Below are 26,473 nucleotides of genomic sequence, written 5' to 3' on the forward strand. Positions count from 1 at the left end.
ATAGGGGCTTGCCGACCAGGCGGCGTCACGGTTCTGGGCCTGCTGCCCCGCCCATCGCCCTGCTCGGAAGGCTTGATGCGTGGCTCGGTTCTGGGATGCCCTTGCCAAGCAGCGAGAAGAGGCCGGCTACGACACAGCGCGGTCCCGGAACGGATGAGGTGGAGGAAGAGCTCGTAGGCGCGCGAGCGGTCCGATGTCATGGCCGGCGCGAGGAGTTCGGGCCGCGCACTCGGAGAAGGGTTCGTCCTTCGGTTTGAGACCGAGGTCGAAGTAGAAGCTCACGGCCTGCGGATCTGCGACTGGGCACGCGTCGAGGTGCGGCCCTGGCGCCGGACAGACCGCCGCCACTGGGTGATTGCCCGCCGCAGCGTCGCCCGCCCGCAGGAGATCTCCTCCTACATCGCGTACTGCCCCGCCGGGACCACCCTGGACGAGCTGATCCGCATCGCGGGCAGTCGATGGGCCATCGAGGAATGCTTCCAGAGCGCGAAACAGGAATGCGGCCTTCACGACTACCAAGTCCGCCGCTATCCCGGCTGGCACCGCCACATGACCCTGGCCACGGCCGCCCACGCCTGCCTGACCGCGCTGCGAGCCCGCGAGCTGCATGCCGGGAAAGCAGAAACGGCTCCTCCCGGCTCAGCCACCTCAGCCTCGCCGAAATACGGCAGTTGATGTCCCTGACCTGGCCATCAGTCACAGCAAGCACCGTCGCAGTACTAAACCTGGAGTGTGATGGATTGGCAGTTGTTAGGGTCGTCGCATGACTGATTCACTCGATGACGTACTGGGCCACCTCGATGCGTGGCTGGGGGCTAACGCTCCAGCGGATTATGCTGCGTTGAATCCTCCGGCTACGCAGGATGATATCGACGCCATTACTGACCGACGGTTCGACCTGCATCCCGATCTCGTGACGTGGTTGCGGCGTCATGACGGGTCGTCCGCCACCAGCCATGCGGGCCCAGGGGTCATCCTTCCTGGGGGTTTCATCTTGCTCACCTCGGCTGGAATGCGTGACGGTCAGCGGTGGATGGAGGAAGGCATCGCTGAGTGGATCGATGCGAACGAGTCGGAAGACCCTGACCTACGTGACATTTACGACGGTGTGTATGGGTACTCGTTCCACGTACGGTGGGTTCCGATCGCCTCTGATCTCACGGGCGGGAAGCTCATCGTTGATCACCGTGCCGGAGACGGGTTCGGGAACGTGCTATACGGCCTGCAGACCGGTGACACGGACGCGCCGGTGAAGGTTTGGGACAGTCTTCATCAGATGTTCCAGCAGCTTCTGGGAGCCCTCACGGAGGAAGTTCCCATGCGGCTTGCCGACTATGCCGAGCCGCAGACGCCAAGCGTGAGCGGCGCAGGTCATGATGCACAGGTGATGTGGGCATGAAGCACTGAGGCGGTCCGGAGCAGGAAACCACTCCGGACCGCCACCTTGTTCCAACTAGCTAGTGCGGCTGAACCACGCAGACTTCATCGGGGCGGCAGCCCTCGAGGTCCGGGGCCTTGATGTAGAAGGGATCGTTGTCGTCCACGCGGGCCTTCTTGTAGAAGGAGCCGACGTCGCGGCCCGCGCCCTCGTTCTGTTTCGCGGACATCGATGCCCGTCCGCAGACTTCCTGCCACGTGGGCGCAGCGACTCCCGGGCGGTCGTCGTAGTACAGGCGCCACTTGCCGTCACTGGCACTCTTCTGGGCGTACAGCTGAATGCACTTGTCGCCGCTGTCGACGAACTGACCGCCGCTTTCCTTCGTCGACGCGAAGGGGTACTCATCGCATTGCCGGCCGTCGGGGCTGTTTGTGGTCGCCTCAGGAGTTGCTTTGTCGTATGGCTTCCAGGAGTTGGGGCACACCACTCCTCTGTTCTTGTCCCGCACGCGCTGGTCGATCTCCCGGTGGAGCGGCGTTTTGTGTTCCTCGCTGCCCGGGTGTGACGGCAGTTCCTCGCGGAGCAGCCAGTAGTACGCAGCAGCGGCCGGGTACTTCCGATCGTTCACGGTGTATGTCGGTATGTGCTTGTAGAAGATGCATCCGGTGGAGTTGGGGACGGTCACCGAGTTGTCGCAGCGGATTTGGTCGAACAGCGAGATCTCTGGCTTGTCGACGGGAACAACACCTTGCCACTTGGGGCTGTCTGCCTTGAAGCTCAGGTACACGCCTCGGTCGAACTTCTCGGAGGTGCCGGCGGTCGGCGTGGTCCATGTGTTCGACTTCGTCGCGGACGCCCAGTGCTTGTCGGTCAGGCTTGTCCAGGTCGCGTCGGTCCAGTTCGTGGTGTAGGTGGCGTCGCAGTTCGGGGTGCAGGGGGTCTGCCAGTAGTCCAGGGAGACGGCGCCGAGATCGGTGTCCATGTCCACGGGCACGATCGACATGCGTTCCGTGAAGGTTGCCTTGTTCTGCGTCTTCGTCTCTACGAATATGTTGAACGCGGCGGACGCGGTTTCGATGGTGCCGTCGGGGTCTTTCTTGGTCCAGTGGACGAGAGTGGTGAAGGCGAGGCACCCTTCACGGCGTTCGATCGTGTAGGTCTGGGTCAAGCCGGTCTGAGCGCACCACGGCACGAGCGTGGTGGACAGAGCACCTGTCCCGGCCGTCCGCGTCATGGAGGGGCGCTTGATGAGCGGCTCGTAGGTGACGCACTGGCGGCTCTGGCCGTTCTTCAGGCCCTTGGCGCACTGGTTGTTGGACGTGAGTGAAGAGGCTGCAGAAGGAGTAACCAGACCGGTGGGCGCCGGCTGCTTCTGCTGGTCGTTGTCGATGAAGTCGACGTCGGGGGCGTTGTAGTCGGGGTCGGGAAGTTCGAGACCGGCCATCCGGCCGCCGGACACGTCGAAGTTGCCGGGCACGAAGGCGACCGCTCCCCAGGCGATGTCCTTGTCAGCGCTGCCGCTGCTGGTGGTATTGGAGAGTCTGACCTCGGGGATGCGATCGTTGAAGCGGAAGGCGCCAAGAGACACCCATTTGTTGGACGCGTTGGCGGACTGGTCGACGGTGACTTTCCTGGTTCCGAAGGCCGTCACAACTTCATACACGGCCTGAGTGGTCTGCGCTCCGGTATCCGGCACGTGTACGTAGACCATGGCCTGTGTCTTGTCCATGGGCTTGTTTAGCTTCCAGTCACCGTCGATGGTCATGCTGCCGCCGTCGCCGCCGAGGTGATTGGTGTCGCGTTCGTGGGCGTACCAGAAGTGGCCGCCGTAGCCGCCGCCGACCTGGTGCAGGTCGGCTTTCGCGTTGAAGTGCGTGCCCATGGTGTCGGCGTAGAACGTGAACTGGAAGCTGCCGGACGAGGTGACGGGACCGCAGTCGCTGTAGGTGTCGGTGCCGTTGGGCACCGAGGCCACCACTTGTGCGCCGCTGGGTGCTCCGGAGCACACCGGTGTGCCGTTCTTCAGGCGGTAGCCGCGTCCCGGTTCCGACACCAGCGACTGGTACTTGATGTTCTCGTGGCCGCAGGTGGAGGCGCAGTCGGTCTTCCACGTCGCGTTGGGCTGGTTCCACCAGTACTGTGCGTAGCACTCCTCGGTGCCGCAGTTCGGCGGCGTGTTGGGGTCGCAGTTGTTCTTGGAGTTGCAGAACACGTCGAGGTCCGGCGTGACGTGTGCCCGGTTGTAGCGCGCGCTGCCTTTGATCTCGACGGGCAGGTCCGCTCCGTTCCAGTAGGCGGGGCGGAAGCCGGCAGAGGAAAAGCCGGACTCGCCGGGCCAGTCCTGGCGGCCGGAGGTGGCGTAGGAGTAGCCGGTGTCGATGGACCAGGCGGCCCAGCCCATCACCTTCACCTCGTACGGCCAGTCCTGTGGGTGTGCGGCGTCGTGGTTGGCGTCGGTGCCGTCCACGTCGGTGTTCATGAACGGATGACCCCACCCCTTGGCGTAGATGGGGTTGGCCGGGTTGTTGTACCAGCCGAGGCCCCAGTGCCCGCCGTGCTGCGATGCCTGGGAGGGCGGGTTGAAGCCGAGGTTGTAGTTCCAGACCGCGGTGAACCAGTTCTCCACGTAGGAGGGGTCGTCGTTGTTGACGGTGATCGTCTGGCCGGCCTTGTGGACCTCGTTCCACTTGTCGGCGAGGATCTTCATGGAGGCGGCGATGTTCGTCGCGTAGTCGATGGCGACGAGTTTCTGCAGGGCTGGGGACAGGCTGGTTTCGCCCGGCTTCTCATGGCCCTTGAGGCGCATGCCGTCGGTGACCTGGCCCACGCCGTAGCCGCAGTCTGATTTGTCCCAGTTGATGTTCCAGTACGAGTCCGGATTGCCCGGATCGATCTGATGCCCGTAGTAGCCGTCGACCGCTGCCAGGGGGCTGCCCATCTGGCCGGGGATGGAGCCGGATTCGGCCTGCCACAGGTTGGACTCCTGGGCCATGATGCCGAGCATCACGTTGACGGGGATGCGCGCGTTGCTCGCGCCGGTCAGGGTGGGCGGCGGGAACAGGCCCTGCGGGTCGATGGTGCCGAGGCCGGCCTGGTTGCGGTAGCCGCCCTGGTTGAGGTAGCCGGCGTGCAGGTCACCGCGTACCGCCATGTCGACAGCCCACTCCACCTGGTTGGGAGTGGGCTGCAACGCCTGAGCCTTGACGTCGTTGCGAGAGACGGAGCACCAGCGGTCGGGGTCGGTGGGGTCGTGCGACACGATCGACGTCACCGCGGTGACCCGTGCCGATTGCGGTTGCTTGCCTGAGCCGATGCCGGCTGCGGCGCGGGCCTTGGAGGCCGAGGCGAGGGCGGGAGACAACTGGGCTTCGGCCATGGGTGGCGTGAGGGTGACCTGCTGGCTGAGCCTGGTGCCGGTGCTTGTGGCGGTGGAGGTCACCGTCAGGGACGTGGCGGTTTTCACCATGCCTGGAGCTGGCGACGTGTGCTGTGAAGCGGGCTCGGTCCGTGTGAAGCCCTTGCCGGCATCCTTGATCCGGTCGATGCCCGCACGTAGCCCCGGTGCGAGAACAGGGTTGACGGCGAGCCGGCCCAGGCTGGAGACGTCTGTGTTCACCGGGGCGTTGAGCCGGGTGATGCCGCTGCCTGAGGTGTGCGTGGCACCCGTGGGATGCCCGACGAGGAACACGCTGGAGGAGCCGCCTCGTGTCAGGTCGAGGTCACCGAGCTTGCCACTGGCGATGACGGAGGTCTTGCCCTTCGCGCTCCACACCCGGGCGCGGGCGCGCTTGGCGCCGTTGCGCTCGACGAAGGCGACGTCACCGCTGTTGACGGGTTGGATGTCGAACGGGACGCCACCGGCTGTGAGCAGGTCCTTGACCTTGCCCTTGTGGTCGAGGTGGATCAGATGGCGGCTGAGTGCGCCGATCACACCGTCCTTGACGGGTACGGCGCTGGTGACTTCCCCCTTGGTGGCCGACGCGCTCAGCGTTTTACCGGCGGTGTCGACGGTCATGACACGGGTCCGAGTGGCGGACGGCTCGTTCATGTCACGGAAGGCGGTGAACGCGGCCGTGTGGGTCTGCGGGTTGCAGGAGGGGTCGAAGTAGGCGAGTGTCCCGGTGAACGGCAGCTTCGTCACGTCACCGGTGCTGGTGTCGATGATCGCCGTGAACGCACCGCCCTGCATCAGGTCCGGTTTGTTCGTGAACGACCGGGGCGCGTACACAGCAGCCACATGGTCGCGGTCCATCACGCACGTGTTGCCGATCCACGAATCCGCCGGCATGCCCGGCTCGGACAAGGCCGCGGCAGTCTTCCACTGGTACGCGTCGGCTTCTTCCGCGACAAGAATCTTGAACGATGTGGCGTCAGCCACGCCAGTGACCACCCGGTCCGTGGATGTCTTCCACCCCTCACCCAGGCTCTGGTCCGGATCGGCCACCCGTCCTGCAGGCGACGGCGACGGCGACGGAGCGGGGCTTGTGGCAGGGCTGTGACCGCCTGGAGAGGTAGGGGCCGCCGTGGCCGGGACGGCTTGCAGCAGGCCGCCCGTCAGCGCCGTACACGCCGCAAGGACGGCCAAAGGTATGGATGATCGTCTTCTGGATCTCAAAGAAGTTCCCCGAATTTCTCGTGTGATGGGATGTCCCGTGCCCTGGTCTGCGGGCACGTTTTGACTGGACCATGGGCGCGCAAGGGCGAATCACAGGGCGGTAGCTGGAGGTTTCCGGGCCGGTTACAGAAACCGCCTTGCCCCGGACGGGGCAAGGCGGTCGACTCAGGGAGCCGACAACGGGCCCTATTGCTGGTTGCCGGCCTTGGCGAGAACGGTGCGCGGGTTGTGGATCACTCTGAGGTGCTGACGTTGGCGACGCGTACCTCGGAGGGTGTGCCATCGGCCGAGGGACGCGGCTTCTCGAACGGGGTGCTGATCGTTCCCTGCACGGACACGCCGGGCCCGATACGCCTGGTCACGGTCTGGGTGGTCCCGTTCTCGAAGTCGAACACCACCGTGTAAGTGACCGCGTGCCCCTCGTCGTTGTGGATTGCGTAGTCGGCGCTGAACACCTGCTTGCCGTGCTCGTACCGGACGCCGGAGTCCGTGATCTTCACCGACTCCGGCGAGCCGGTGTCCGGCTGGGTGCCGGCATTCATGCGGTGCGCGAGCCAGGCTGCTGCCCCGAAGACGACGGCGGCAGCCACGATCCAGCCAACGACAGTTCTCCTGGCCACCACCATGTCTCCTCTGATATCTGACGGCAGGACGGCTCAGCGTGCCGTGCTGACGCTTGCCAGGACGGCACGTGCCTTCTTGAGCAGCCGGGCGTCGCGGGTCTTCGCAGCCTCCAGCTGCTGTTCGTGCGACGTGATCTGCTTGTTCTGGTAGGCGGTTTCCGCCGTGTACCAGGTGGACACCAGCCCGGCGGTGCTCTTGCAGGCGACGTCGTCGGTGGCCATCGATACTTCTGCCTTCTCAGGCTGGACCCCGGTCCTGCCGGGCTGGGCGAACCGGCCCTCGGCGTCGTCCAGGCTCTTCACCTGGTGTCCGTGGTCTGCCATGCAGGAGGACCAGGACGCGAGGGCGCGCTGCACCACGGGCTGGGAGCGGGTGGCCTTGAGGGCCTGCCCGGCGAGGTCTCCGGCAGTGTCGGTGGGAAGCAGCACGCCCACTTTCTGGTTGGCCTCGGGGATGCACGTCTCGTTCATCGCCTTGTCCCAGCCTTCGGCCGAGGACTCCTGGTCCTCCCGCGCGAGTTCGGCGTCCTGGTCCGCCTGGCTCGGCCCGCCGGTGTCCTGGGCCACCGCGAACCCGTGGGCTGCGGCCTTCGCGGGGTCGGTGATGCCGTAGCGACGTTCCATATTCATCTCGTTGTAGGAGGCCGCCGGCTGCGTGCCCATCAATTTGGGCGTGTAGGAGAACCCGAGTCGTTTCATACACGCCGACTTGACGACGTCCTTGGCGTTCTCGATGTCCACCATGTCGGGATAGCCGAGCATGTACTTCTCCAGCGGAAGCCGCATGCCTTTGGCCAGTCCGGAGGCCACGTCCTGCTTGGGCCAGCTGGCGCGGACCTTCGCGTCCGGCAGCTGCATCGCCACCGTCTTCATCTTCTGCTGACTTCCAGCACTCTTGTCGGTGGCCGAGTTGGCGCTGCAGGCCGCCGTGAAGGCGAGGACCGCGCCGGTGGCGGCGAGCACGAGGGATCGGGTCTGTCGCATCAGGCATACCTCTTGTGAGAACCGTTGTGGTTCTTGATACCGGAGCCCAGGTTCCGGGCGTAGCCGTCGGCCTTGGGATACCACTGGTTCTCCCCGCTGTAGCCGCCTTCGGAATACACCGAGTACGCGGCATAGGGGTCCTGGTTCCACGCGGACGCGGCATTGTTTTCCACGCCCTGCCCGTCGCCGTCCCCCTTGCTGTGACCGCACGGGTAAGGCATCCCGCCGTACGCGTCGGAGGGAAAGTCCTCGAAGACGAACCGGACGACGACCGCGCCCCCGTTCACCGTGTACCCGAACTCACTGGAGCGGTCACGGCGGGTCGCGAAGCATGCGCTGTCCGACTGAGTCGTGGTCTCCGACCGCGAGTTGAAGTGAATCCGGAAACAGTGGTTCGGATGGCCCCTGTCACTGGACGTGCAGTCGTTGTGCACGTATGAGGTCCCGGCGTAGGCGGGTACTGCGGTGAGAACGCCGGCGGCCAGGGCTGCGGCGGTGGCAGCTGTAGCGGCGGCGGATCTGGCAAAACGCAAAGAGCTTCCCCCTGTTTGGAGCGAACGCGTCCGGGAGGCGGATCAGCACACGGACGCGCACCCCCGACGCGCAACGACAAGCCGACGGGCGGATGTTTGGTCTGGTCCATTCGCCCACGGCCCGGCCACTCTCACGCAGCATGTTCATGCCGGTCAAGGGGCGAGAGCAGGAGCTATGTCGGCCCGGCGTGAAAGCAACTCCGGCAGCGACAGCCATCCGGAATGCGGTGATCAAGTGTGCAACCCAGGAGGTACCTGTGTGACTCCTGTGAACCGGAGGGGGTTCGAGGGGACCGCTGGTGCTGCCAGGGGTGGCCGGATTCAGCCCTTCCTCCCCAACATCCGACGGAAGGTGGGTGGCGAGGTACGGGATCCACAACCTCCAGACGCGGAACCGCTGGTCGTTGTCGCCCCCGGATCGGCGAGCAGGACGGCCAGAAGGCTCGCGAGTACGGTGAGGTTGCGCCAGTGGCGGGGCTGCCTCTCCGGGTCGGTTCCTCGCGCATGCCTCTGGCCGGCGGCTTGACGACAGCTCGCTGGCGCAGAAATGTGCAGGTGAGAAGGCTGGTCACAGTAACGCGCGAGTTTTCTCAAGGTCTTCGAGTCGAAGACATGGTGTCGGCCCGCACGGCCCGTACGGCGAGGCGGTCGGCGACCAGGACTCCGGTGGAGTAGCTCCGCCGACCGTGGAGCACATGGCCGCCGCGAGCCCTGGCCAACGTCGGAGGGGATTCCTGACGGGCCAAACCACCACCCCAGCACCACTGCTCCGCCGCGTACTGGCGCTCGAGTCGACCGGCGCGGGAGGGCTCGGTGAGAAACCGGGCGCTCCACTGCCCCAGTACGGTCTGGCCGGCAAGACCGTCCTTCCGCTGGCAACCGGCGGAACCACGGCGCACGTTCTGGCGACCGACTACGCCCTGCGCCCGGTGCTCAGTTCCATGGGCGCCGGGCACATCGTCCAGGGCTGGTTCACGCTGGACAAGGACATCGCGGTGGGCGAGGACGGCACGCTGACCGTTGCACCGGGTCCGGCCGAGGCCCTCGAACAGGTCGTCGACCAGTTCTCCGAAGCCCTCGGCAGTCGTACGGCGCTGCTGGCGGCCGCCGGATGAGCAGCCTGATCGTGACTGCCGACGACGATGAGCGAAAGGCGTGAGCTTCCGTGAGCATGAGCCGGCCGCCGTGTGGCGGAGCTGGCCGGGCACGGCGGCGGCTGCTGCGTCGTTCGGCGATGTCAGGAGGCCACGGCGACACGGTGGTCGGCGGTGAAAGGGCGTCCGGCGACCAGTTCGGACTCGCGTCCGTCCGGTCCGACGGGTATGTCGCCGATCAGAGTCACCCGGTGCAGACGCCGTTCGACGTCCAGGTGGTCCAGATCGCGTGGAGCGAGGTGGGCGGTGGCACGGTTGTCCCAGAAGGCGACGTGTCCCGGCTCCCAGCGGAAGCGCACCGTGTACTCGGGGCGAGTGATCTCGGCGTACAGCAGGTCGAGGATACGCTTGCTCTCGCCCGCGGTGACGTCGACGATGTGGCTGGTGAAGCCGGGATTGACGAACAGCGCACGCTCCCCGGTCCCCGGGTGCACCCGTACCACGGGGTGGATCGCCACCAGCAGGTTGTCGTTGATGCGGCGGGCGTACTCGCTGTCGCCGTCCACCCGCCTGCTTCCGCCGTAGCGGTGTTCGGCACGAAGTGTGTCGACGAAGGCGCGGACGGGGGCGGACAAGCCCTCATACGCGGCAACGAGGTTGGTCCACTGCGTGTCCCCGCCGACCTGCGGGACGGTCTCGGCGCGCAGGATGGAGCCGGCGGGCGGGTTCACGGCGGCGGTGACGTCGGTGTGCCAGCCATCGACATAGCTGTACTGGCGCTTTCGGTACTCGTCACGGAAGTCCTTGCCGTAGCGCTGCTCGAAGCGGCGCGGGTCGATGGTGAAGATCTCCGGGTGGTCCTCCGGCGGGGCGTCGTCGTGCGGGTGGGCGTAGGTGAGCTCACCGAAGTGGCGGGCGAAGGTGATCTGGGAGGCATGGTCGAGCCGCTGCCCACGGAAGAAGACGACCTTGTAGCGGTAGAGGGCGTGCTTGATCGTTTCGACGGTGTCGGTGGACAGCGGCTGGGCGAGGTCGATGCCGTCGATGTCGGCGCCGATGTGACCGGCGACGGGGCGGACGGAGAGCGTGCTCATGCGGACGGTGTCCTTTCGGGCCATGTCGGGGTGGGACCACGGCGACGTCAGGGCAGGGGTGGCGTCCCCGCGCCGGTCCCTTGCTCGTACGCGTGGAAGAGACCGGCCTGGCGCTGCCGCGCAGGGTGTGAAGGAAGAACGCTGTGCCTGTCAGCGCCGCGGCGCGGTCACGAGGACGCGCCGTGGCGAAATGCCGCTCGGCGGGTGCAACAGCCCAGTCCGGCGAAGTGGTGCGCGCTGAAGGCGTTCACGGGGTGCCGGTCTGCGGCTGCCCGGATCGTGGCCTCGTGCTGCGCGTCCATGGAAGGAGTCTGCGGCCCGCGCGACCGTGCGGACAATGGTTTGTGGCAGCACGGAAGAAACCCCGCCTTGTTCCGCTCACCGAGCGCTGCCGGAGGTGCGCAGTCCTAGCGGGTCCTGGTAGACGGCGGCGAGCACCGGCGCGGTCGCAGCCACCGCGAGCGTGTCGGTGCCGAAGGAGCCGGTCCGCACCAGATCGCCGGCGCCACCCAGTTCGCTGCTCAACTCGGGCAGCAGCTGGGGCAGATGGAGGGTGACGGCCTCGGTCAGGACCAGAACGTCCGGACTGATCATGTCCAGCATCGGCCGTACGGCGCGCGCGACCATCCGGAGCCTGGAGCGGCACAGTTCCACAGCGCGTTCGTCCCCCTCCCGCGCGGCCCGCAGCAGCAGGCGCAGGTCGGCGTGGGCGGTGACACCACCGGCGGCAGCGCGCTCGGCGATGGTGCGATCGGCCACGGTGACCTGGAGGCAGCCGGTGCGACCGCACGGGCACGGCGTGGTCGACCCCGGAACGGGCAGGTGGGCTACGCCGCCGGCGCCGTATCGACGACCGTGCAGCAGGGCGCCGCCCGTGGCGATCGCCGCGTCCACGGCGTTGCCCACGAAGAGGTGCAGCAGGTCTCCACTGCCCACCGTACCGAACAACAGTTCCGCGTGGGTCAACGCCCGGGCGTGGCTCTCCACATGGACAGGCAGCCGGACCACCGGCTGCAGCACGCGCCGCAGCGGGACGTCGCGCCAGCCGAGGGCCGCGTTTTCGACGAGGACTCCCGCGTCCACATCCACCCAGCCGCCTGTGACCACGCCGAGTCCGAGTACGGAGCGCCCCTTCGCGTACCGGCGCAGGAACCCCGGCAACCGTGCGGCGACATCGTGGAGCACCGCGCCGGGGTGAGACTGCCTGGGCACACGCTCACGAGCGATGACGCGCCCGCGTAGATCAGCGAGGGAGAAGGTGAGCCGTGGCACGGCGATGTGCACGCCGGCCGCGACGTGGTGGGAGGTGTCGATGTCGAGCGGGATGCGGGGGCGTCCGGGCCGGGGCCGCTGCTCGTGTTCCGGCGGTTGCCAGACCAGTCCCAACGCGAGGAGTTCGGCCGTGTGCCGCGAAACGGCAGCCCCACTCAGCCCCGCCTCCCGAATGATCGCGGTACGAGCCAGCGGCCCCCGGTGCAGTACGGCGCGCAGCACGGCGGCCGCATTGTCGGGCCGGTCGGGGACAGGACGTCGGCCCGGCATCGCGATGAGCGTTGGCAGCATCGGTGATCCTCTGTCCGGATTCGGCCGCATGGCGGCATACCTTGCCCTCTGCGCGGAGGGCTACCGGCCGTGGAGACAGTTCACCGTCGTCATGGGCCGATGCTGACAAGCACCACGGAACTGGTCAATGGGCCGGCGTTACGGGGGCATGGCGGTTCTGCGAAGCGAGCGTCCGGCCCCCGGGTGACAATTCGACGCCGCCAGCCCCGCACGGACCGCCACCGGTGTGCCGACCGTCAGGGACCGTCGGTACACCCGCTTCGCGGGCGGCCCGGAGGGGCGGTCACGTGAGACCCGGCTTGCGGGCCAGTCGGTAGGCGTAGCCGACGGTTTCGGTGAGGCGGTCGTCGGCTGCATGGGAGCCGAGTTCGGCGGCGAGGTCGGCGTCGAACTCGGCGGCGTGCTCCGCGAGTACCGGCGGCGGCAGGAACGATGTCGAGCGGATGTACCCGGCGAGTTCACGGATCGTCCAGTGGTGTTCGACGGAGAACTCGTGGAGTCCGGCGGGCTCGAACCCGGCACGGGACAGGACGTCGTGGTCAGGGTCCTGCTTCCTTGCCTGGTCCCAGCCGGCGGGCACGCGGCCGGACGCGTCGAGGGCGTTCTGCCATCTGCGCAGCAGGCCGTCGAGCGCCCGCTGCCAGTCCCGAGGACCTGTCCAGGGGCTGGTCGACCAGCACAGTGCGAGGCAGCCGCCGGGCTTGAGCCAGCCGTGGGCGCGCTGGGCGACCAGGGCGCGGGGGAGCCGGTGGAAGGCATTGCCGATGACGATCAACTCGAAGCCGCCCGGCTCGGCATGGAGGTCCTCGGCGCCGATGGTGACCGTCCTGATGTGGGCTGCGCCGGAGGCTTTCGCTTTGGCGCGGACCACCTCGGTCATGCCCGGTTCGGCGTCCGCGGACCATACTTCAGCGAATCGGTTCCGCAGGGGGAAGGTGAGCTGGCCGGTGCCGCATGCCAGGTCGAGCAGGCGTCCCTGCCCAGACGGTGCTGCCCGGCGTGCGAGATCGGCGATCATCGTGTCGGGGTAGGGGAGGCGGAACCGGTCGTAGTACTCGGCGGTGCCTCGGTAGAGGCCGGGCTCGAACCTGATCTCACTGGCCATGCGATCACCATGGCACAGGGCGGCTGGGCTCCCGGACACGCAAGGGCTGTCCGTGTCCGCCATGCAAGACCCGTCCGGGAAGTTCTTGACCGGCGCGACGGGCCTCTGCTGAACTCCGGTCCCGTGAACCAGCGCGCGGACCTCACTCGGCGGCGCCACATCGATCTGGCGCACGTCTCCAGCGCGTTCTGTTGTCGCTGAGCCGGCACGTCGGCATACGGTGCTCTGCCAGACCTCCGTCTCCACCTTGTGAAGGTCTCCTTCTCCAGTTCTTCCCCACGTCTCGGCTCTCCGGTGCGAGCAGGCCGATACCGTCATCGAGGATCGGATGATCGGCCGGCCGGACTTCAGAGCTGTGACGCGACGTGCCGGTGAGTCAGCTGGGGCGGTACCGGCCCACGGGTCGCCATACCTGCATCAGACGCCCTCGGCGCCGTCGTTCCGTCCCTCCCGCATCGCGTCCTGACGACCACCGAATGCCTGGTGGGCCGGCCCCGCGAGTCGCCCCTTCACCTCAGCTCTTCGCCCCTCAGCACCCTGTGGTGCGCCTGCCTCCTCGGGAAGGACATCCGCATGCCTCCCTCCATCCGCAAGCTGACCAGCCGTATCGGCGCGGTCGTCGAGGGCGTCGACCTCACCGCAGCGGCCGACCCCTCGACCTTTACGACTCTCCGTCAAGCCCTCAACGAACACAAGGCCATCGTGTTCGACCAGGTGAACCTCGACAACGCCGGTCAGGAGCGCGTGGCCGCATGGTTCGGCGAACTCACCACCGCTCACCCGAACGTGCCGGCCGCCGACGGTACGAGGAACGTGCTCGCCGTCGACAGCGAGACGTCCAAGGCCAACGAGTGGCACACGGACGTCACCTTCGTGGTCAACCCGCCGCAGGTCACCACCCTCCGGTCCCTCGCGGTCCCGCCGTACGGCGGCGCGACGCTCATCGCGAACGCGGCCGTCGCCTACCGCGACCTGCCCGAACCCTTGCGCGCCCTCGCGGACTCCTTGCGCGTCGTGCACACCGACCAGTACGACTACGCCCGTCCCTCCGCCACGACGGCGGTGCGACAGGAGTACGACCGGGTGTTCGTCTCGACGCGTACGAGGCCGAGCACTCGTCCGTGCGGGTGCATCCGCTGACCGGCGAACGCGGTCTGCTCATCGGAGGGTTCGCCCAGCGGATCGCCGGACCCCCCATCCTGCGCGCAGGGGGCTGTTCCGCGAGGAGTACGAGGGCACGACCCTGCGCGAGCACTACGGGTTCCCGGTACCGGCGAACCAGTTCCACGACTGACCCGCGCGTTAGCGCGGTGACCGCGGGAAAGGAGGATCGGCGGCGCACCTGGGCACTTCTCGGCGAGCCGGATCATCCGAATTGCGCTGTATTCCGGACTGTGTGCTACGGCAACATGTCGACCTCGTGGCGTCGCCAGGCAAAACCTGGTGCCGCGGCAAAGTACGGACCAAGCTGACGTGTACATCTCCATGCCTTCCTCCCGTACCCGCAGAAAGCTTCGCCGCGCATGTATTCGACCTGTCTCTCCGCTGCTCCCGAGGCACACATCTCGTGTGTGGTGAGGAGGTGCCGCGCGTGGTGCGCTATGTGACACGCAAGGCGCTCGGCTGGCTTTCGATGATCGTGGTCGCGACCAACGCAACCTACTTCCTCGCCAGTTGGTTCCTGGATCCGCGGTCGAACTTCAAGGAACTGCGGCCCGTCCGCAGCGAGGCACAGATCGACCGGGCCCTCGCGCCGTACAACCTGGACCCCGGGGTGCCGTTGGTGCACCGCTGGTGGGACTGGCTGACCTCGGTGGCCCTGCGCTTCGACTGGGGAAAGTCCCCCACCGGCGTCTCCGTCAACGGCGAAGTGGGCTACCGGGCGCTGGTCAGCGCGGAGTTGGTCGTCATCGCGACCGTGCTGTCTGTCGTACTCGGCGTCGCGCTCGGCGTCTACACCGCCGCACGGCAGTACGGCTGGGCCGACCGGGTGTCGCAGGCGGTGTCCATCGTGGTGTTCAACATCCCCGCGTCCGTCGCCGCCCTCGCCGTGGTCTTCGTCGCCATCTGGCTGAACCAGCACGCCGGGCTGCACTTCCTCTACGTCGCCGGGGAGAACTCGCCGGGCGTCGAAGGACTGCTCCCCACGATCGGTGACCGCCTCCTGCACCTGATCCTGCCGACCCTGACGCTCACGTTGATGGGTTATGTCGGCTACCACTTGACGCAGCGTTCGCTGCTGCTCGACACGCTCCACGCCGACTTCGTGCGAACCGCCCAGGCCACCGGGCTCACACGTAGTCAGGCCATCCGCAGACACGCCCTGAGGGCCGCGCTCATCCCGACGGCGGCATCCGTGGCGTTCAGCGTCCCGGCCGTCTTCACCGGTGCCGTCATCACGGAGACGATCTTCGGCTGGAACGGCATGGGCCGCTACTTCATCCAGACCATCAGCAAGAACGACGTACACGGCGCGGTCGCGACGGCTGCCTTCGCCGCGGCCCTGACCGCGATCGGTGCGATCCTCGCGGACATCGCCACGGTCTTCCTCGACCCGAGAGTGCGGGTGAGCTGACGTGACCACCGACGCGCCTGCCCGTCCGACCGCGGAGCAGACTCCGGAAGCGGCGGCCACCGCGCGGAAGTACTCGAACCTCGGTCTCGGCCGGCTCTATCTGCGGCGCTTCCAGCGCAACCGCCTCGGCGTCGTCGGCGTGGTGATCTTCGTGCTGCTGGTGCTGTTCGCAGCCTTCGGCGGTCGATTCACCTCCTACGCGTACACCGACGCCGACTTCACCGCACTCACCCAGCCTCCGAGCAGCCTTCACTGGTTCGGCACCAACCAGGGTGGCAACGACATCTACGCCTGTGCCGTGCACGGGCTCCAGCGCTCCTTGGTGATCGCCGTGAGCGTGTCGGCACTGACGATCGTCCTGGCCGCGATCATCGGCACCGGCGCCGCGTACTTCGGGGGCCGGGTCGAGCGGGTGACCCTCGCCGTCATCCACTTCCTCCTGATCGTCCCCTCGTTCCTCATCCTCGCTCTGGTCTCCCACCGGCTGGCCGGCGACTGGCGCGTCCTCATCATCGTGCTGACCGTGTTCGGCTGGATGTCCACCGCGAGGGTGATCTGGTCCGTATCGACCTCACTGCGCGAACGGGACTATGTGAAGGCGGCCGAGTTCATGGGAGTCGGTCCACTGCGGATCATCTTCCGCCACATCATCCCCAACCTCGGCTCCCTGCTGATCGTCAATCTGACCCTCGGCGTCGTGGCGACGGTGCTCAGCGAAACCGCCCTTTCGTTCCTCGGGTTCGGCGTCCAGACCCCGGACGTCTCTCTCGGCACGATGCTCGCGGACGGCGCGAGCACCGTCACGAGCGCCCCCTGGCTCTTCGCCTTTCCCGCCGGGCTGGTCGTTCTGCTCACCGTGTCGATGACCTTCATCGGCGACGGCTTGCGCGACGCCCTCGACCCCACGTCGGTGACCGGCTCGGCGGGAGGCCGCCGATGACCCTCACGATCCCGCTGCCCGCCCCGGTACCACCCACCGACGCAGTTCCCGTCCTCTCCGTGCGGGATCTGCGGATCTCCTTCCCCTCCGAGGCGGGAACCGTCGCGGCGGTGCGCGGCGTGAGCTTCGACCTGCTGCCCGGCCGGACCCTCTGCATCGTCGGCGAATCCGGCTCGGGCAAGTCGGCCACCGCGATGGGCATCATGGGTCTGCTGCCGCCCACCGCCGACCTGCGCGGCAAGGTGCTGCTCGGCGGACAGGACCTCATCGGCCTCGACGACCGGGCGCTGTCGAAGATCCGCGGCAACTCCATCGGCATGGTCTTCCAGGACCCCTTGTCCGCCCTCACACCGATCTTCTCGGTGGGCAGGCTGCTCTCCGACGCCCTGCGGGTCCATCAGGACCTGACGAAGCGGGCGGCCTGGGAGCAAGCCGTGCAACTGCTCGATCTCGTAGGCATCCCCGACCCGCGCGGCCGGGCCGCCGCCTTCCCGCACGAGTTCTCCGGCGGCATGCGCCAGCGCGTGGTCATCGCCATGGCCATCGCCAACAGGCCGTCCGTGCTCGTGGCCGACGAACCCACCACCGCACTCGACGTCACCGTGCAGGCCCAGATCCTCGACGTGCTGCGGCTGGCGCAGCAGGAGACCGGCGCCGGTCTCGTCCTGATCACACACGATCTCGGAGTCGTCGCGGGCCACGCTGACGATGTCGCCGTCATGTACGCGGGCCGGTTCGTGGAACACGCGGGCGTCGAGGAACTCTTCCGTCGGCCGACGATGCCCTACACCGCGCGGCTGCTGGCCGCCGTGCCGACCGTGGACAGTGGAGCCCGCCGTCCCCTGGTCCCGATCGGTGGGGAGCCACCCGCCCTGGCGGGCCTCCCGGACGGCTGCCCCTTCGCACCCCGCTGTGCCGTCGCCCTCGACGCGTGTCGCTCCGACGAACCGGAGCTGCGCCATGTCACCGGGCACGGACACGTGGCCTGCCTGCGCGCCGCCGAGATCGCGGACGGATCCCTGGACCCGACGGGGGATGCCGCGTGCGTCGGCCGACCAACGCCCTCGCGTCGTGCCGAGGCCGGCGAGGTGGTGCTCCGTGTCGAGGACCTCGTCAAGACCTTTCCGGTCACCAAAGGTGCCCTCCTCAAGCGCCGGATCGGCACGCTGCACGCCGTCAACCGGGTCGGCTTCGAACTGCGCGCCGGCGAGACGCTCGGCCTGGTGGGTGAGTCCGGCAGCGGCAAGACCACGACGCTGCTGGAGATCCTCCGGCTCAGACGGCCCGAAGGCGGCCGGATCGAGATCTCCGGCACCGACGTCGCCACGGTCGCATCCGGTGCGCGCGCACGCGAGCTGCGGCAGGACGTACAGATCGTCATGCAGGACCCCCTGGGGGCCCTGGACCCCCGCATGCCCGTCTTCCACCTGCTGGCCGAGCCCCTGCGGGCGATCGGGCGTGATCGCGAGTCGATCCGCGCACGCGTCCACGAACTGCTCACCCTGGTCGGCCTGGACGACTCGGTCGCCGACCGCTTCCCGGCCGCACTGTCCGGAGGCCAACGCCAACGGATCGGTATCGCCCGTGCCCTGGCGACCGAGCCGAAGCTGCTCGCGCTCGACGAACCGCTCTCCGCCCTGGACGTCTCCGTGCAGGCCGGGGTGATCAACCTGTTGGCGCGGCTCAAGCGGGAACTCGGACTCGCCTACCTCGTGGTCGCCCACGATCTGGCCGTGATCCGGTACATCTCCGATCGCATCGCGGTGATGTACCTGGGGCACATCGTCGAGACCGGGGACACCGAGGCGATCTTCTCCGATCCGAAGCATCCCTACACCCGTGCGCTGCTGTCGGCGATCCCGATACCCGACCCCGAGCGGGAACGCACCCGCGAACGCGTCGTGCTGGAGGGTGAGCAGCCGAACGCCGCGCGCATGCCCGCGGGGTGTGTCTTCGTCGACCGCTGCCCGCTGTACCGCCTTGCCGACGAGGAGCTGCGGCACCGCTGTCGCACGGAGCCCCCCGTGCCGACTTCTGTGGCCGGGCACCCCGGCCATCGGTACGCCTGCCACGGCGTCTGAACACCGGCCCTGGCGACGTTGTCCCTCACCGAGTTCTAAGGAACCTTCCATCATGCGCACGAGACTGGCCCTGCCCGTCGTTCTGATCGCCGCCATCTCCGTCACCGCCACCGCGTGCCAGTCCTCATCAGGGAAGGACTCCGCGCAGTCGGACGCGAAGAACACCCCCTCGGCCGCATCGTCCGTCGCCGACTACAACCCCACGCCGTACGACCGGATCAAGGAGGGAGGCACGTACACCACGGTCGGGACCTTCGACGACCAGGGCAACCCGTTCAACGTCAATGCCACGCTGATGGCGTCCCGTATCTGGGCCTGGTACAACGCGGACGCGATCACCTACTCGCCGACCGGTGAAGTGCAGTACAACCCGGACTACTTCAGCGATGTGAAGGTCTCTGTGGAAGGCGGGAACCAGAAGGTCACGCTGACCATCAACCCCAAGGCCGTCTTCAACGACGGCACACCCATCGACTGGACCGCGATCAAGGCCACGTGGAAGGCCGACAACGGTTCCGACAAGGCCTACGCCGCCTCCTCCACGGACGGCTACGACCAGATCACCTCGGTCGAGAAGGGCAGGAGCGCCAAGCAGGCCGTGATCACCTTCAGGGGAGTGAACCCTTCCTGGTCGAGCCTGTTCACCACCTTCCTGCACCCCAAGGCCGCGACGGTGCAGAACTTCAACAACGCCTACGTCAAGAAGGCCCACCCGGAGTGGGGCGCGGGGCCGTACACCGTCGGCAAGTGGGACACCCACTCGGGCGACATCACGTTCGTCCGTAACCCGAAGTGGTGGGGCAGGAAGGGCAAGCTCGACAAACGCGTCTACGTCAACCTGGAATCAACCGCGGCGATCAACGCCTTCAAGAACGGGCAACTCGACTACGTCTCCGCGGTCGACGCCGAGAGCCTCAAGCAGATCAAGGGGCTCCAAGGCACGGAGATCCGCAGTGGCGGAAGCCCCTTCGAGTACTCGCTCTACTTCAATACCAGGTCCTCCGCCCTCGCCGACAAGACCGTACGCAAGGCCATCGAGGAGAGCATCGACCGCACGCAGATCGCGAAGATCCGGTTCCAGGGCCTGGACTACAAGGAGCCGCTGCCCGGTTCCGCCATCCTCTACAGCTTCCAGAAGGGTTACCAGGACAACCTCTCGGCCGTGCTGAAGTACGCGCCGGACGACGCCAGGAAGGCACTCGACGCGGCGGGCTGGAAGCCCGGGGGCGACGGCGTACGGGTCAGGAACGGCAAGAAGCTCGAAGTCGGCTACACCCTCCTCGGCGACGACCCGCTGGACAAGGCGACGGCCGGCGCCTTCGCGGCGATGCTGAAACCGGTGGGCATCCGCCTCGACATCAGGAAGGCCGACGAGGCGGACTTCTCCAAGATCCTCAGCGACCGCAAGTTCGATCTGTTCCTGTCGGGCAACCGCTCGATGGACCCGTTCGGCGCCCGCTACCTGTGCGACTTCTACTGCTCCGACCGCGACTCCAACATCACCGGTGCGGGTTCGCCCGCGCTGGATACGGAGATCCGTGCCACCGGCAAGATCGCCGACCTCGGCAAGCAGGCCGCGGCGGCCGACCAGGTCGAGCGGAAGGCGCTCCAGGAGTACGCCTTCCTCCCCCTGTTCAGCGGCCCCTCGACCTACGGCGTGAAGAAGGGCCTCGCCAACGTCGGCGCGACCATCTTCTACAACCCGCTCCCGGAGACGGTGGGCTGGGAGAAGTAGCCACGCCGCGGGACAGTGCCGTAGGACAGGCAGAAGGCCATGGGCAACCTGTGCCGTCGTGTCCGCTGCCGCCATGCGTGCGCCGACCTCCGGCACCCGCAAGACCAGCCCGCTGCACCGTCCTCCGAGCGCGATCGCACACCTGCGCCCGAAGCATCCGCCGGAGACGCTCCTCCCGACGGAGCCGGGCGGGGGCACGGGCTGGCGACCGGCCCTCCTGCTGATGCCGGATCGTCACGGACGCGACGCGGGGACGGCGCGCGCGGGCCGCGGTCTGGTGCCCGGTGGCGGCGGTCGCCTGCGTGGCGGCGAGACCCACCGCGGTCACGGCGAGGGCGGCGCCGCCCAGGGCGGCTGCGACGGACCTGCGGGTGGCACCCGCGGAAAGGTCCGACGGCTCGGGGGCGCCCTGCGGTTGCGCGGTGTTGTGGTGGGGGATGTCCGCCACGGTGTCGGCCCTCGCAGGGTGAACGTTGGCCGCTCCGCTCCCGCCGAAGCCGCCCGGTGCGGCCTGTGTCGAGACACATGGCTGAAGGCGATGGTTTCGTTCCGGGGCGGTGCGGCCGGGAATCGGGGATGAGCCGGAGTCGAACATGCGATGTGTGCGGTGCGGCGCTGATCGTGAGGCCGCACGGGGGTCGGCCGGCTCGGTACTGCTCCAGCGCCTGCCGGCAGCGGGCGCGGCGGCGACGGGCGGCTGAGGGTGCCACGCCTGCGGTCCCGACGGCCGGTGGGAGCGTTCTGCCGCCGGCGCTCGACTCCTTCGTCGGCCGGCGGCACGAGCTGTCGGGCCTGCGCACCCTCCTGAGGAGCTCGCGCCTGCTCACGCTGACCGGTTCGGGCGGTGTGGGCAAGACCCGGCTGACGCCGGAGTTCGCCAGGGTGCTCACCGCAAGGGAGTCCACGGTGGCCGAACTCGTCGCCGAAGAGCTGACCGACCGGCAGATCGCCGACCGGCTCGGCCTTTCGGTCCACACGGTCGCCACGCATCTGGACAAGATCCGTAAAAAGCAGGGCCTGAGCTCCCGCACACAGATCGCGCCGTGGGCGCCGCACGGACCGAGGGTGGGCGCACAGCCGGGCGGTGAGCACCTGGCCGGGCGTACTTGGATTTCGACGTCACGTCGCAGCGCGGGCCGGGGATCACCGCCGGCCCGCGCTGCGACGGTCGGTCGTCAGCCGCCGGTCGTCAGCCGAGCAGCTTGCTCGCCAGCGTCGCGGCGTTGTACGAGCCCCAGCCGGTGGTGAAGTCCCAGCCAGTGGCCGCGGAGTAGGCTCCGTTGCTGCCGCTGGTGATGTCGTGGAAGCCGGTGCCGCTCGCGGAGTAGAGGGCGGGGTTGGCGAAGCCGAGTCTGGCCTTGCCGGCCGCCGCGGCCTGCTGGTTGTACAGGGCGGCGAACGCCGCCCACTCGGGTGCGGCGGCACTGGTGCCGCCGACCGAGCTCCAGGAACCCTGCGAGTAGATGGAGACGCCGGGGCTGGGGTTGGCGTGGGCCGAGACGTCAGGCACCTGGCGGTAGCCGCCGCCGGCGTTCTTCTGTACCGCCGTCTGCCAGCTCGGGATCTTGAAGACGGAGGACTTGCCGCCACCGCCTCCGGACCAGGCCACCTCCCTGCTCCAGGTGTTGGACGAGGTGACGGTCAGCCTGGTGCCGCCGACGCCGGTGACGTACGGGTCGCTGGCCGGGTAGTCCACGGACGTGCCGCCGTCGCCCGCGTCGTCGGAACCGTCGTCTCCGGAGGCCGCGTAGAAGCCGAGGCCCTGGGCGGCGCCGGCCTTGAAGACGGCGTCGACCGCGTTGATGCCCGAGGTGGTGCGGGCGCTCTCGGCGGCGCCCCAGCTGATCGAGGTGGTCGGGATACCGCTGTCGACGATGGCCTGGTAGGTGTCGACCTCGCCGGCGTCGGAGTTGGGGCCCTCGAACACGGTGACGTTCGCCTTGGGGGCGATGGCGTGCAGGACCTCGATGTCCAGTTCGACCTCGACCTGGCCGTCGCCGAGCGCGCCGGAGCCGCCGTCCACCTTCTGCACGGTCGGGGTGGGCGAACCCAGCCCGTAGTAGTTGTCGTACGCGGTGATGTTGGACTGCTGGAAGCCGTCGAACTCGAGCAGCGCAATCTTCTGGCCGCTGCCGGAGTACGTGCCGGAGACGTTGTAGCCGCCCTTGAGCTGGGCCGGGGTGTAGCCGCCGCCCGGGCCGTTGTGCGGGTTGACGGTATGTGGCGTCGCCTGGTGGTGCAGCTGGACACGGTTGTTGAGGCCTGCCACGTCGCTGACGAGGGAGGCGATGGCGGTCGGCAGTGTGGGCGCGCTGTCGTTGGCGTAGAAGGAACGCCCCGTCGTGGTGTCCTTCCAGGTCGACAGCCTGGCGCCGAAGGCGTTCTCCAGCTGGGCGGCGGTACCACTGGCGTCGACCAGCAGGTTGCCCGAGTGGACGGTGCCGACGGTCAGGCCGTGGGCGCGCAGGTAGTCCTTGAGCTGTTTGATCTCGGCGTCGGTCCGGCCGAAGCGGGCGGCGAACTGCCGCTTCGTCAGGTAGTGGCCGTACGAACTCGAGCGCGGGTCACTGACCTTGGTGACAAAGGAGTCAAGTGCCCCGCCGCCTCTGGGAATCAGGCTGATCGCCACCGATATGCGCTTGCCGGCCGCGACCTTCCCGGTGCGGGTGGCGTTCTGCTTCAGACCCGGCAGGACGTCTCCGGCGATGGCGGCACGGTTCGCGTGGGGCTGCGCGCCGTTCGCGGCATAGGCTGCGGGGACGACCGCGGTGATCAGGGCCGGCGCGGCGACGAGACCGACCAGTTTCAGACGTGACTTCACTGAAGTCCTCCGGGGAGTGGGGGAGTTGTTCCGGAAGCGGAACGACTTCACCGTAGAAACGCCGGCCCCACCCCCATAAGCGGGGGAACCCTTGCTTGATGTGTTAACAACCGATGTCACGTCAACGGCGTGTGCCGAGAGCACTGCGGGCCTGTGTACGGCTGGGCCGACTCACCGTCACGGCCGGCCAGGACATCCGTTTGGCCGCTGTTGCCGGAGTCGACGGCCGCCCCGGAGGCGAGGACTGCGACCGCCATCGCGTGGGCGAGCGCGGTGCGCGAGCGGACCCCGACCTTGCGGTAGACCCGCGACAGGGTCCCCTCCACCGTCTTGACGCTGATGAACAGCTTGGCTGCGACTTCCCGGTTGGTGGCCCCGCCCCCGACCAGCTCGGCGATCCTGGCCTCGGAGGGGGTGAGTTCGGGTCCGCCCGCGCCCGCCTCACCGCCTCGGTCCGCGGCGTCCAGCCGTGACAGCTCCTCCCTGGCCCGCGCCGCCAGCGGAGCGGCGCCGATCCGGGTGGCGATCTGAAGTGCCTCGCCGAGAACCGCCCGGGCCGCGCTCCTGCGGCGCGAGCGGCGCTCGACCGCGCCGAGCGCGATCAGCGTGCGCACCAGCTCGACGGGCAGGGGCAGTCGACGTAGCCGGTCCACGGCGGCACGCAGCCCCGCCGCCCCCTCCTTGGCCCGGCCGATCCCCGCCTCGCGCAGTCCTTCCGCCCGTTCAAGAGCCGCCAGCACGCTGCCGGGCGTATCAGCGGTCACCCGGGCGTAAGCCTCTCGGACGACGGTCCCGGCCTCGTCCGTCTCGCCGAGGAGGACCAGGGCTTCGGCCAGGTCGCCGTACCAGTGCAGCAGGGGCGGGTCGGCGGCACACATGGCGTTGCCGAGTTCTCTTACGCGCTGCAGCGCCTCGACCGCAGAGGCAGCCCCCTGCGGGTCCCCGGCGAGCAGTCCGGCCTGCCCGAGCACGGCCAGCGCGCGCAGCAGGAACAGCCGGTCGCCGTCGGCTTCCGAGGCGCGTACCGCCTGCTCGGCCAGCTGCCGGGCCTTCTCGGCGGTGCCGCCCGCGGTGGCCGCCAGCGCGGCCGCGTACAGCGCGGGAGCCGCCTGGGCCGTGGGGCCCGAGCAGCGCGCGGCGGTGTACAGTGCCTCGCGGCAGTCTCCGGCCCGCACCTGGATCCGGGTCAGCGACACCAGTGTCGCCATGACCTCCTCGACCCCCGCGAACTCCTCGATGAACCGCAGGAGTTCGGCGACCTGCTCTGTTGCCTCGGCCACCCTGTCGGCGTCCAGGGCGAGGATCGCCCGCATCCGGATCAGCCGCCAACTCTGCGGACCTCCGTCGGCGCCGCCGGCCAGGGCGAGTGCCTCCCCCAGCGCGGCATCCGCCGCGACCGGTTCGCCGGCCAGGGACCGCACCCGGGCGTAAGTGGCGAGCGCGCCGATGCGGGTCTCCGTGTCGCCCGCCAGGGCCGCCTGCCGCTCAGCGCGCCGGGCGTGCCCGGCCGCCTCCTCCAACTCCCCGCACAACAGGCCGCGTACGGCCGCCCAGTTGTGCAGCCAGGCCTCGGCCTCTGGATCGCCGACGGCGTCCCGGAGGCCTTCCTGGATGAGCGCATGGGCACCCTCCAGCGCCTGCCCGGCGTTGCGCAGCAGGATCAGCCGGGCCCGCACCCGACGGCGTGCCGAACCTGATGCGGCGAGGACCGTCTCTGCGGCTTCGGCCGCCTCGTCCAGTTGCCCGGCGTCGCACGCGTACTCCGCCGCGGCCAGCCGCCGGTCATCCCGGTCGGCGGGCCGGTCGCCGGGGGTACGACGGGCGGCGAGCCCGGCCAGTTCGCAGGCGGCGCCGAGCGCGCCGTCGCGGCGCGCGGACTCCGCCGCGGACATCAGGGTCCGGGCGGTGTCCTCATCCGGATGCGGGCATGCGTGGGCGAGGTGGCGGGCCTGTTCGACGGGCTCGTCGGTCGCGCGGGCCAGCAGCGTGTGCGCGTGCCGGCGGTCGTGCTCCGAGGCGTCGGCATAGACGGCGGCCCGGAGCAGCGGATGCCGGAAACGTATGGTTCCGTCGGCGTCGGTCGCCGTCACACCGAGTCGTTCGGCCTCCGCCAGGTCCGCGGCGGGATCGGCGAGGCCGGCTGCACGCAGCACGGTGAGGTCGGGACGGGCGGCGGCGCTCGTGACCAGGAGCGTGCGCCGCGCCGTCTCCGGCAGGGTGCGCGCCCGGTCCAGCAGCAGGGTGCGCAGTCTTCGGGGCACGGACAACACCGGGCCGAAGGTCCTGGGCGCCGTGCCGCGCAGGGCGACCGCTCGCCCCAACTCCAGTGCGTACAAAGGGTTTCCGCCGGCGGTGTCCTGGATCGCCCGCAGGACATCGGGTGGCAGCTCGGCGCCGGTGCCGGCGCGCACGAGGCGGGCCACCTCGTCGTCCGTCAGCGACGGCACCGGGAGTTCGGTGGTGCCCGGCGGGCAGCAGCGCAGTCGCTCGGGCTGTTCACCGTCCGCCACCCGCTCGGCGGCGACCACCCGTACGTCCAGGCCGTCGAGGCGGCGTACGGCGAAGGCCAGCACTTCCGCGGAGGACTCATCGAGCCACTGCAGGCCGTCGAGGACCAGCAGGACGGGGCCGGCGGCGGCCAGCGTGCGCAGTACCTCGAGGAACGCGAGGCGCACAGCGAGACGGCCGCGGTCGTCCGTCGGTTCCGTGCCACGCAGCAGGGCTGCCCTCAGCGCCGCACGGGCTTCGGGCGCGAGGGTTTCCAGGCGGCTCTCCGGCACCTTTGCGAACAGGTCGATGAGACCGACGAACGGGAGCCGGGCGTCCTCCTCCGCGGGCGAGCAGTGCAGCACCGTGCCGGCCGACGGGGCGTGCGCGGTCAGTGACGCCGTGAGCGCTGCCACGAGCATGGACTTGCCGATCCCCAGGGGGCCGTGGAAGAGCACTCCAGGACGGGTCGTCAGTTCGACCCGGGCGGCGTCGAACAACTCGTGGCGCCCGGTCAGTGACCGTGCTTCCACTGCAGCAGCCCATCCATGGCATCCGTGGCTTTCGTCCGCGATCCCTTCAGCGAGGGGGCACACCTGGCACCGGGGGCGGAACCATCGATACGGCGAGTGCAGCGGGCCCCGGGAGGCAGGATCATGTGTTCATGACAACTTGCGCGGCTTCGCCCTGTCAATAGCGGGCTGTCACGTGGCCCGCGGCGCCGTGCACGGCCCGAACTCGCGGCGTGACCGACGGACGACCGGCGTCCACTGCCCGCCGTGGTCGAGACCGGCCCGTACGAAGGCAGGGAACCTTGCGGCCACCGCGACTTGCTCCAGTTCGAT

The 26,473-nt window shown here is 68.6% G+C and carries 16 protein-coding genes and 3 pseudogenes; 9 read left to right on the forward strand and 10 right to left on the reverse strand.

Annotated elements, in window-relative coordinates; genetic code table 11:
• Window positions 1–276: 276 nt before the first annotated feature.
• Both LMU33_RS10770 and LMU33_RS10775 read left to right on the forward strand, forming a co-directional pair.
• Window positions 277–675 (forward strand): annotated as a pseudogene (locus LMU33_RS10770) (IS701 family transposase); the annotation flags it as partial.
• A gap of 88 nt (window positions 676–763) precedes the next feature.
• A complete protein-coding gene (locus LMU33_RS10775) occupies window positions 764–1,399 on the forward strand; it encodes an SMI1/KNR4 family protein (protein ID WP_228619505.1) in 636 nt (211 codons plus the stop codon).
• A gap of 58 nt (window positions 1,400–1,457) precedes the next feature.
• Here LMU33_RS10775 and LMU33_RS10780 read toward each other — a convergent pair whose 3' ends face one another.
• The 4 genes from LMU33_RS10780 to LMU33_RS10795 form a co-directional block, all read right to left on the reverse strand.
• Complete coding sequence (locus LMU33_RS10780) at window positions 1,458–5,756, reverse strand: golvesin C-terminal-like domain-containing protein (protein ID WP_228619507.1); 4,299 nt, start codon at window positions 5,754–5,756, stop codon at window positions 1,458–1,460.
• 470 nt (window positions 5,757–6,226) lie between these two features.
• Window positions 6,227–6,613 (reverse strand): hypothetical protein, encoded by a 387-nt coding sequence (locus LMU33_RS10785; RefSeq protein WP_228619509.1) that lies wholly within the window; start codon window positions 6,611–6,613, stop codon window positions 6,227–6,229.
• 36 nt (window positions 6,614–6,649) lie between these two features.
• Window positions 6,650–7,600 carry a hypothetical protein gene (locus LMU33_RS10790; protein ID WP_228619510.1) on the reverse strand — a complete coding sequence of 317 codons (951 nt, stop codon included), beginning with the start codon at window positions 7,598–7,600 and terminating at the stop codon, window positions 6,650–6,652.
• Window positions 7,600–8,133: a peptidase inhibitor family I36 protein gene (locus LMU33_RS10795; RefSeq protein WP_228619512.1), complete on the reverse strand. Its 534-nt coding sequence runs from the start codon at window positions 8,131–8,133 to the stop codon at window positions 7,600–7,602. The genes LMU33_RS10790 and LMU33_RS10795 overlap by 1 nt, the downstream gene beginning before the upstream one ends.
• Window positions 8,134–8,966: 833 nt before the next feature.
• Here LMU33_RS10795 and LMU33_RS10805 point away from each other — a divergent pair.
• Window positions 8,967–9,248: pseudogene (locus LMU33_RS10805) on the forward strand (NAD(P)H-dependent oxidoreductase); the annotation flags it as partial.
• 122 nt (window positions 9,249–9,370) lie between these two features.
• Here the strand turns inward: LMU33_RS10805 and LMU33_RS10810 are convergent.
• From LMU33_RS10810 to LMU33_RS10820, 4 genes are all read right to left on the reverse strand, one after another.
• Window positions 9,371–10,321: a TauD/TfdA dioxygenase family protein gene (locus LMU33_RS10810; protein ID WP_228619514.1), complete on the reverse strand. Its 951-nt coding sequence runs from the start codon at window positions 10,319–10,321 to the stop codon at window positions 9,371–9,373.
• 167 nt (window positions 10,322–10,488) lie between these two features.
• Window positions 10,489–10,623, reverse strand: coding sequence for a hypothetical protein (locus LMU33_RS41370; RefSeq protein ID WP_283844113.1), 135 nt, complete (start codon window positions 10,621–10,623; stop codon window positions 10,489–10,491).
• Window positions 10,624–10,699: 76 nt separating this feature from the next.
• On the reverse strand, window positions 10,700–11,884 hold the full coding sequence (locus LMU33_RS10815) for an ROK family protein (protein ID WP_228619515.1): 1,185 nt from the start codon (window positions 11,882–11,884) through the stop codon (window positions 10,700–10,702).
• A gap of 283 nt (window positions 11,885–12,167) precedes the next feature.
• Window positions 12,168–12,989: a class I SAM-dependent methyltransferase gene (locus tag LMU33_RS10820; protein WP_228619517.1), complete on the reverse strand. Its 822-nt coding sequence runs from the start codon at window positions 12,987–12,989 to the stop codon at window positions 12,168–12,170.
• A 573-nt stretch (window positions 12,990–13,562) separates the two neighbouring features.
• Between LMU33_RS10820 and LMU33_RS10825 the strand changes: the two are divergent.
• The 6 genes and pseudogenes from LMU33_RS10825 to LMU33_RS41935 form a co-directional block, all read left to right on the forward strand.
• Window positions 13,563–14,179, forward strand: a pseudogene (locus LMU33_RS10825) (TauD/TfdA dioxygenase family protein); the annotation flags it as partial.
• A 401-nt stretch (window positions 14,180–14,580) separates the two neighbouring features.
• Window positions 14,581–15,564, forward strand: a complete 984-nt coding sequence (locus LMU33_RS10830; protein WP_228619519.1) for an ABC transporter permease — start codon at window positions 14,581–14,583, stop codon at window positions 15,562–15,564.
• 1 nt (window position 15,565) lies between these two features.
• A complete protein-coding gene (locus LMU33_RS10835) occupies window positions 15,566–16,504 on the forward strand; it encodes an ABC transporter permease (RefSeq protein WP_228619520.1) in 939 nt (312 codons plus the stop codon).
• The gene (locus tag LMU33_RS10840) at window positions 16,501–18,585 is read left to right on the forward strand and encodes a dipeptide ABC transporter ATP-binding protein (RefSeq protein WP_228619522.1); all 2,085 of its coding nucleotides are present in this window, start codon (window positions 16,501–16,503) and stop codon (window positions 18,583–18,585) included. Before LMU33_RS10835 ends, LMU33_RS10840 begins: the two co-directional genes overlap by 4 nt.
• A 52-nt stretch (window positions 18,586–18,637) precedes the next feature.
• A complete protein-coding gene (locus LMU33_RS10845; RefSeq protein ID WP_228619523.1) occupies window positions 18,638–20,320 on the forward strand; it encodes an ABC transporter family substrate-binding protein in 1,683 nt (560 codons plus the stop codon).
• A gap of 576 nt (window positions 20,321–20,896) precedes the next feature.
• Window positions 20,897–21,568: a response regulator transcription factor gene (locus tag LMU33_RS41935; protein WP_372477920.1), complete on the forward strand. Its 672-nt coding sequence runs from the start codon at window positions 20,897–20,899 to the stop codon at window positions 21,566–21,568.
• On the opposite strand, the gene LMU33_RS10850 is transcribed toward LMU33_RS41935, so the two are convergent.
• Window positions 21,510–23,141: a S53 family peptidase gene (locus tag LMU33_RS10850; RefSeq protein ID WP_228619525.1), complete on the reverse strand. Its 1,632-nt coding sequence runs from the start codon at window positions 23,139–23,141 to the stop codon at window positions 21,510–21,512. The genes LMU33_RS41935 and LMU33_RS10850 overlap by 59 nt on opposite strands.
• A gap of 116 nt (window positions 23,142–23,257) precedes the next feature.
• Window positions 23,258–26,161: a helix-turn-helix transcriptional regulator gene (locus tag LMU33_RS10855; RefSeq protein ID WP_228619527.1), complete on the reverse strand. Its 2,904-nt coding sequence runs from the start codon at window positions 26,159–26,161 to the stop codon at window positions 23,258–23,260.
• Between the last annotated feature and the right edge of the window lie 312 nt (window positions 26,162–26,473).

The sequence above is a fragment of the Streptomyces barringtoniae genome (genome assembly GCF_020819595.1).
Classification (GTDB): Bacteria; Actinomycetota; Actinomycetes; order Streptomycetales; family Streptomycetaceae; genus Streptomyces; species Streptomyces barringtoniae.

Excerpts from the sequence above, each read along its gene's own strand:
- LMU33_RS10775 (WP_228619505.1), top strand. The coding sequence starts at position 764 with ATGACTGATTCACTCGATGACGTACTGGGCCACCTCGATGCGTGGCTG.
- LMU33_RS10790 (WP_228619510.1), bottom strand. The coding sequence starts at position 7,600 with ATGCGACAGACCCGATCCCTCGTGCTCGCCGCCACCGGCGCGGTCCTC.
- LMU33_RS10810 (WP_228619514.1), bottom strand. The coding sequence starts at position 10,321 with ATGAGCACGCTCTCCGTCCGCCCCGTCGCCGGTCACATCGGCGCCGAC.
- LMU33_RS41370 (WP_283844113.1), bottom strand. The coding sequence starts at position 10,623 with ATGGACGCGCAGCACGAGGCCACGATCCGGGCAGCCGCAGACCGGCAC.
- LMU33_RS10815 (WP_228619515.1), bottom strand. The coding sequence starts at position 11,884 with ATGCTGCCAACGCTCATCGCGATGCCGGGCCGACGTCCTGTCCCCGAC.
- LMU33_RS10820 (WP_228619517.1), bottom strand. The coding sequence starts at position 12,989 with ATGGCCAGTGAGATCAGGTTCGAGCCCGGCCTCTACCGAGGCACCGCC.
- LMU33_RS10840 (WP_228619522.1), top strand. The coding sequence starts at position 16,501 with ATGACCCTCACGATCCCGCTGCCCGCCCCGGTACCACCCACCGACGCA.
- LMU33_RS10845 (WP_228619523.1), top strand. The coding sequence starts at position 18,638 with ATGCGCACGAGACTGGCCCTGCCCGTCGTTCTGATCGCCGCCATCTCC.
- LMU33_RS41935 (WP_372477920.1), top strand. The coding sequence starts at position 20,897 with ATGAGCCGGAGTCGAACATGCGATGTGTGCGGTGCGGCGCTGATCGTG.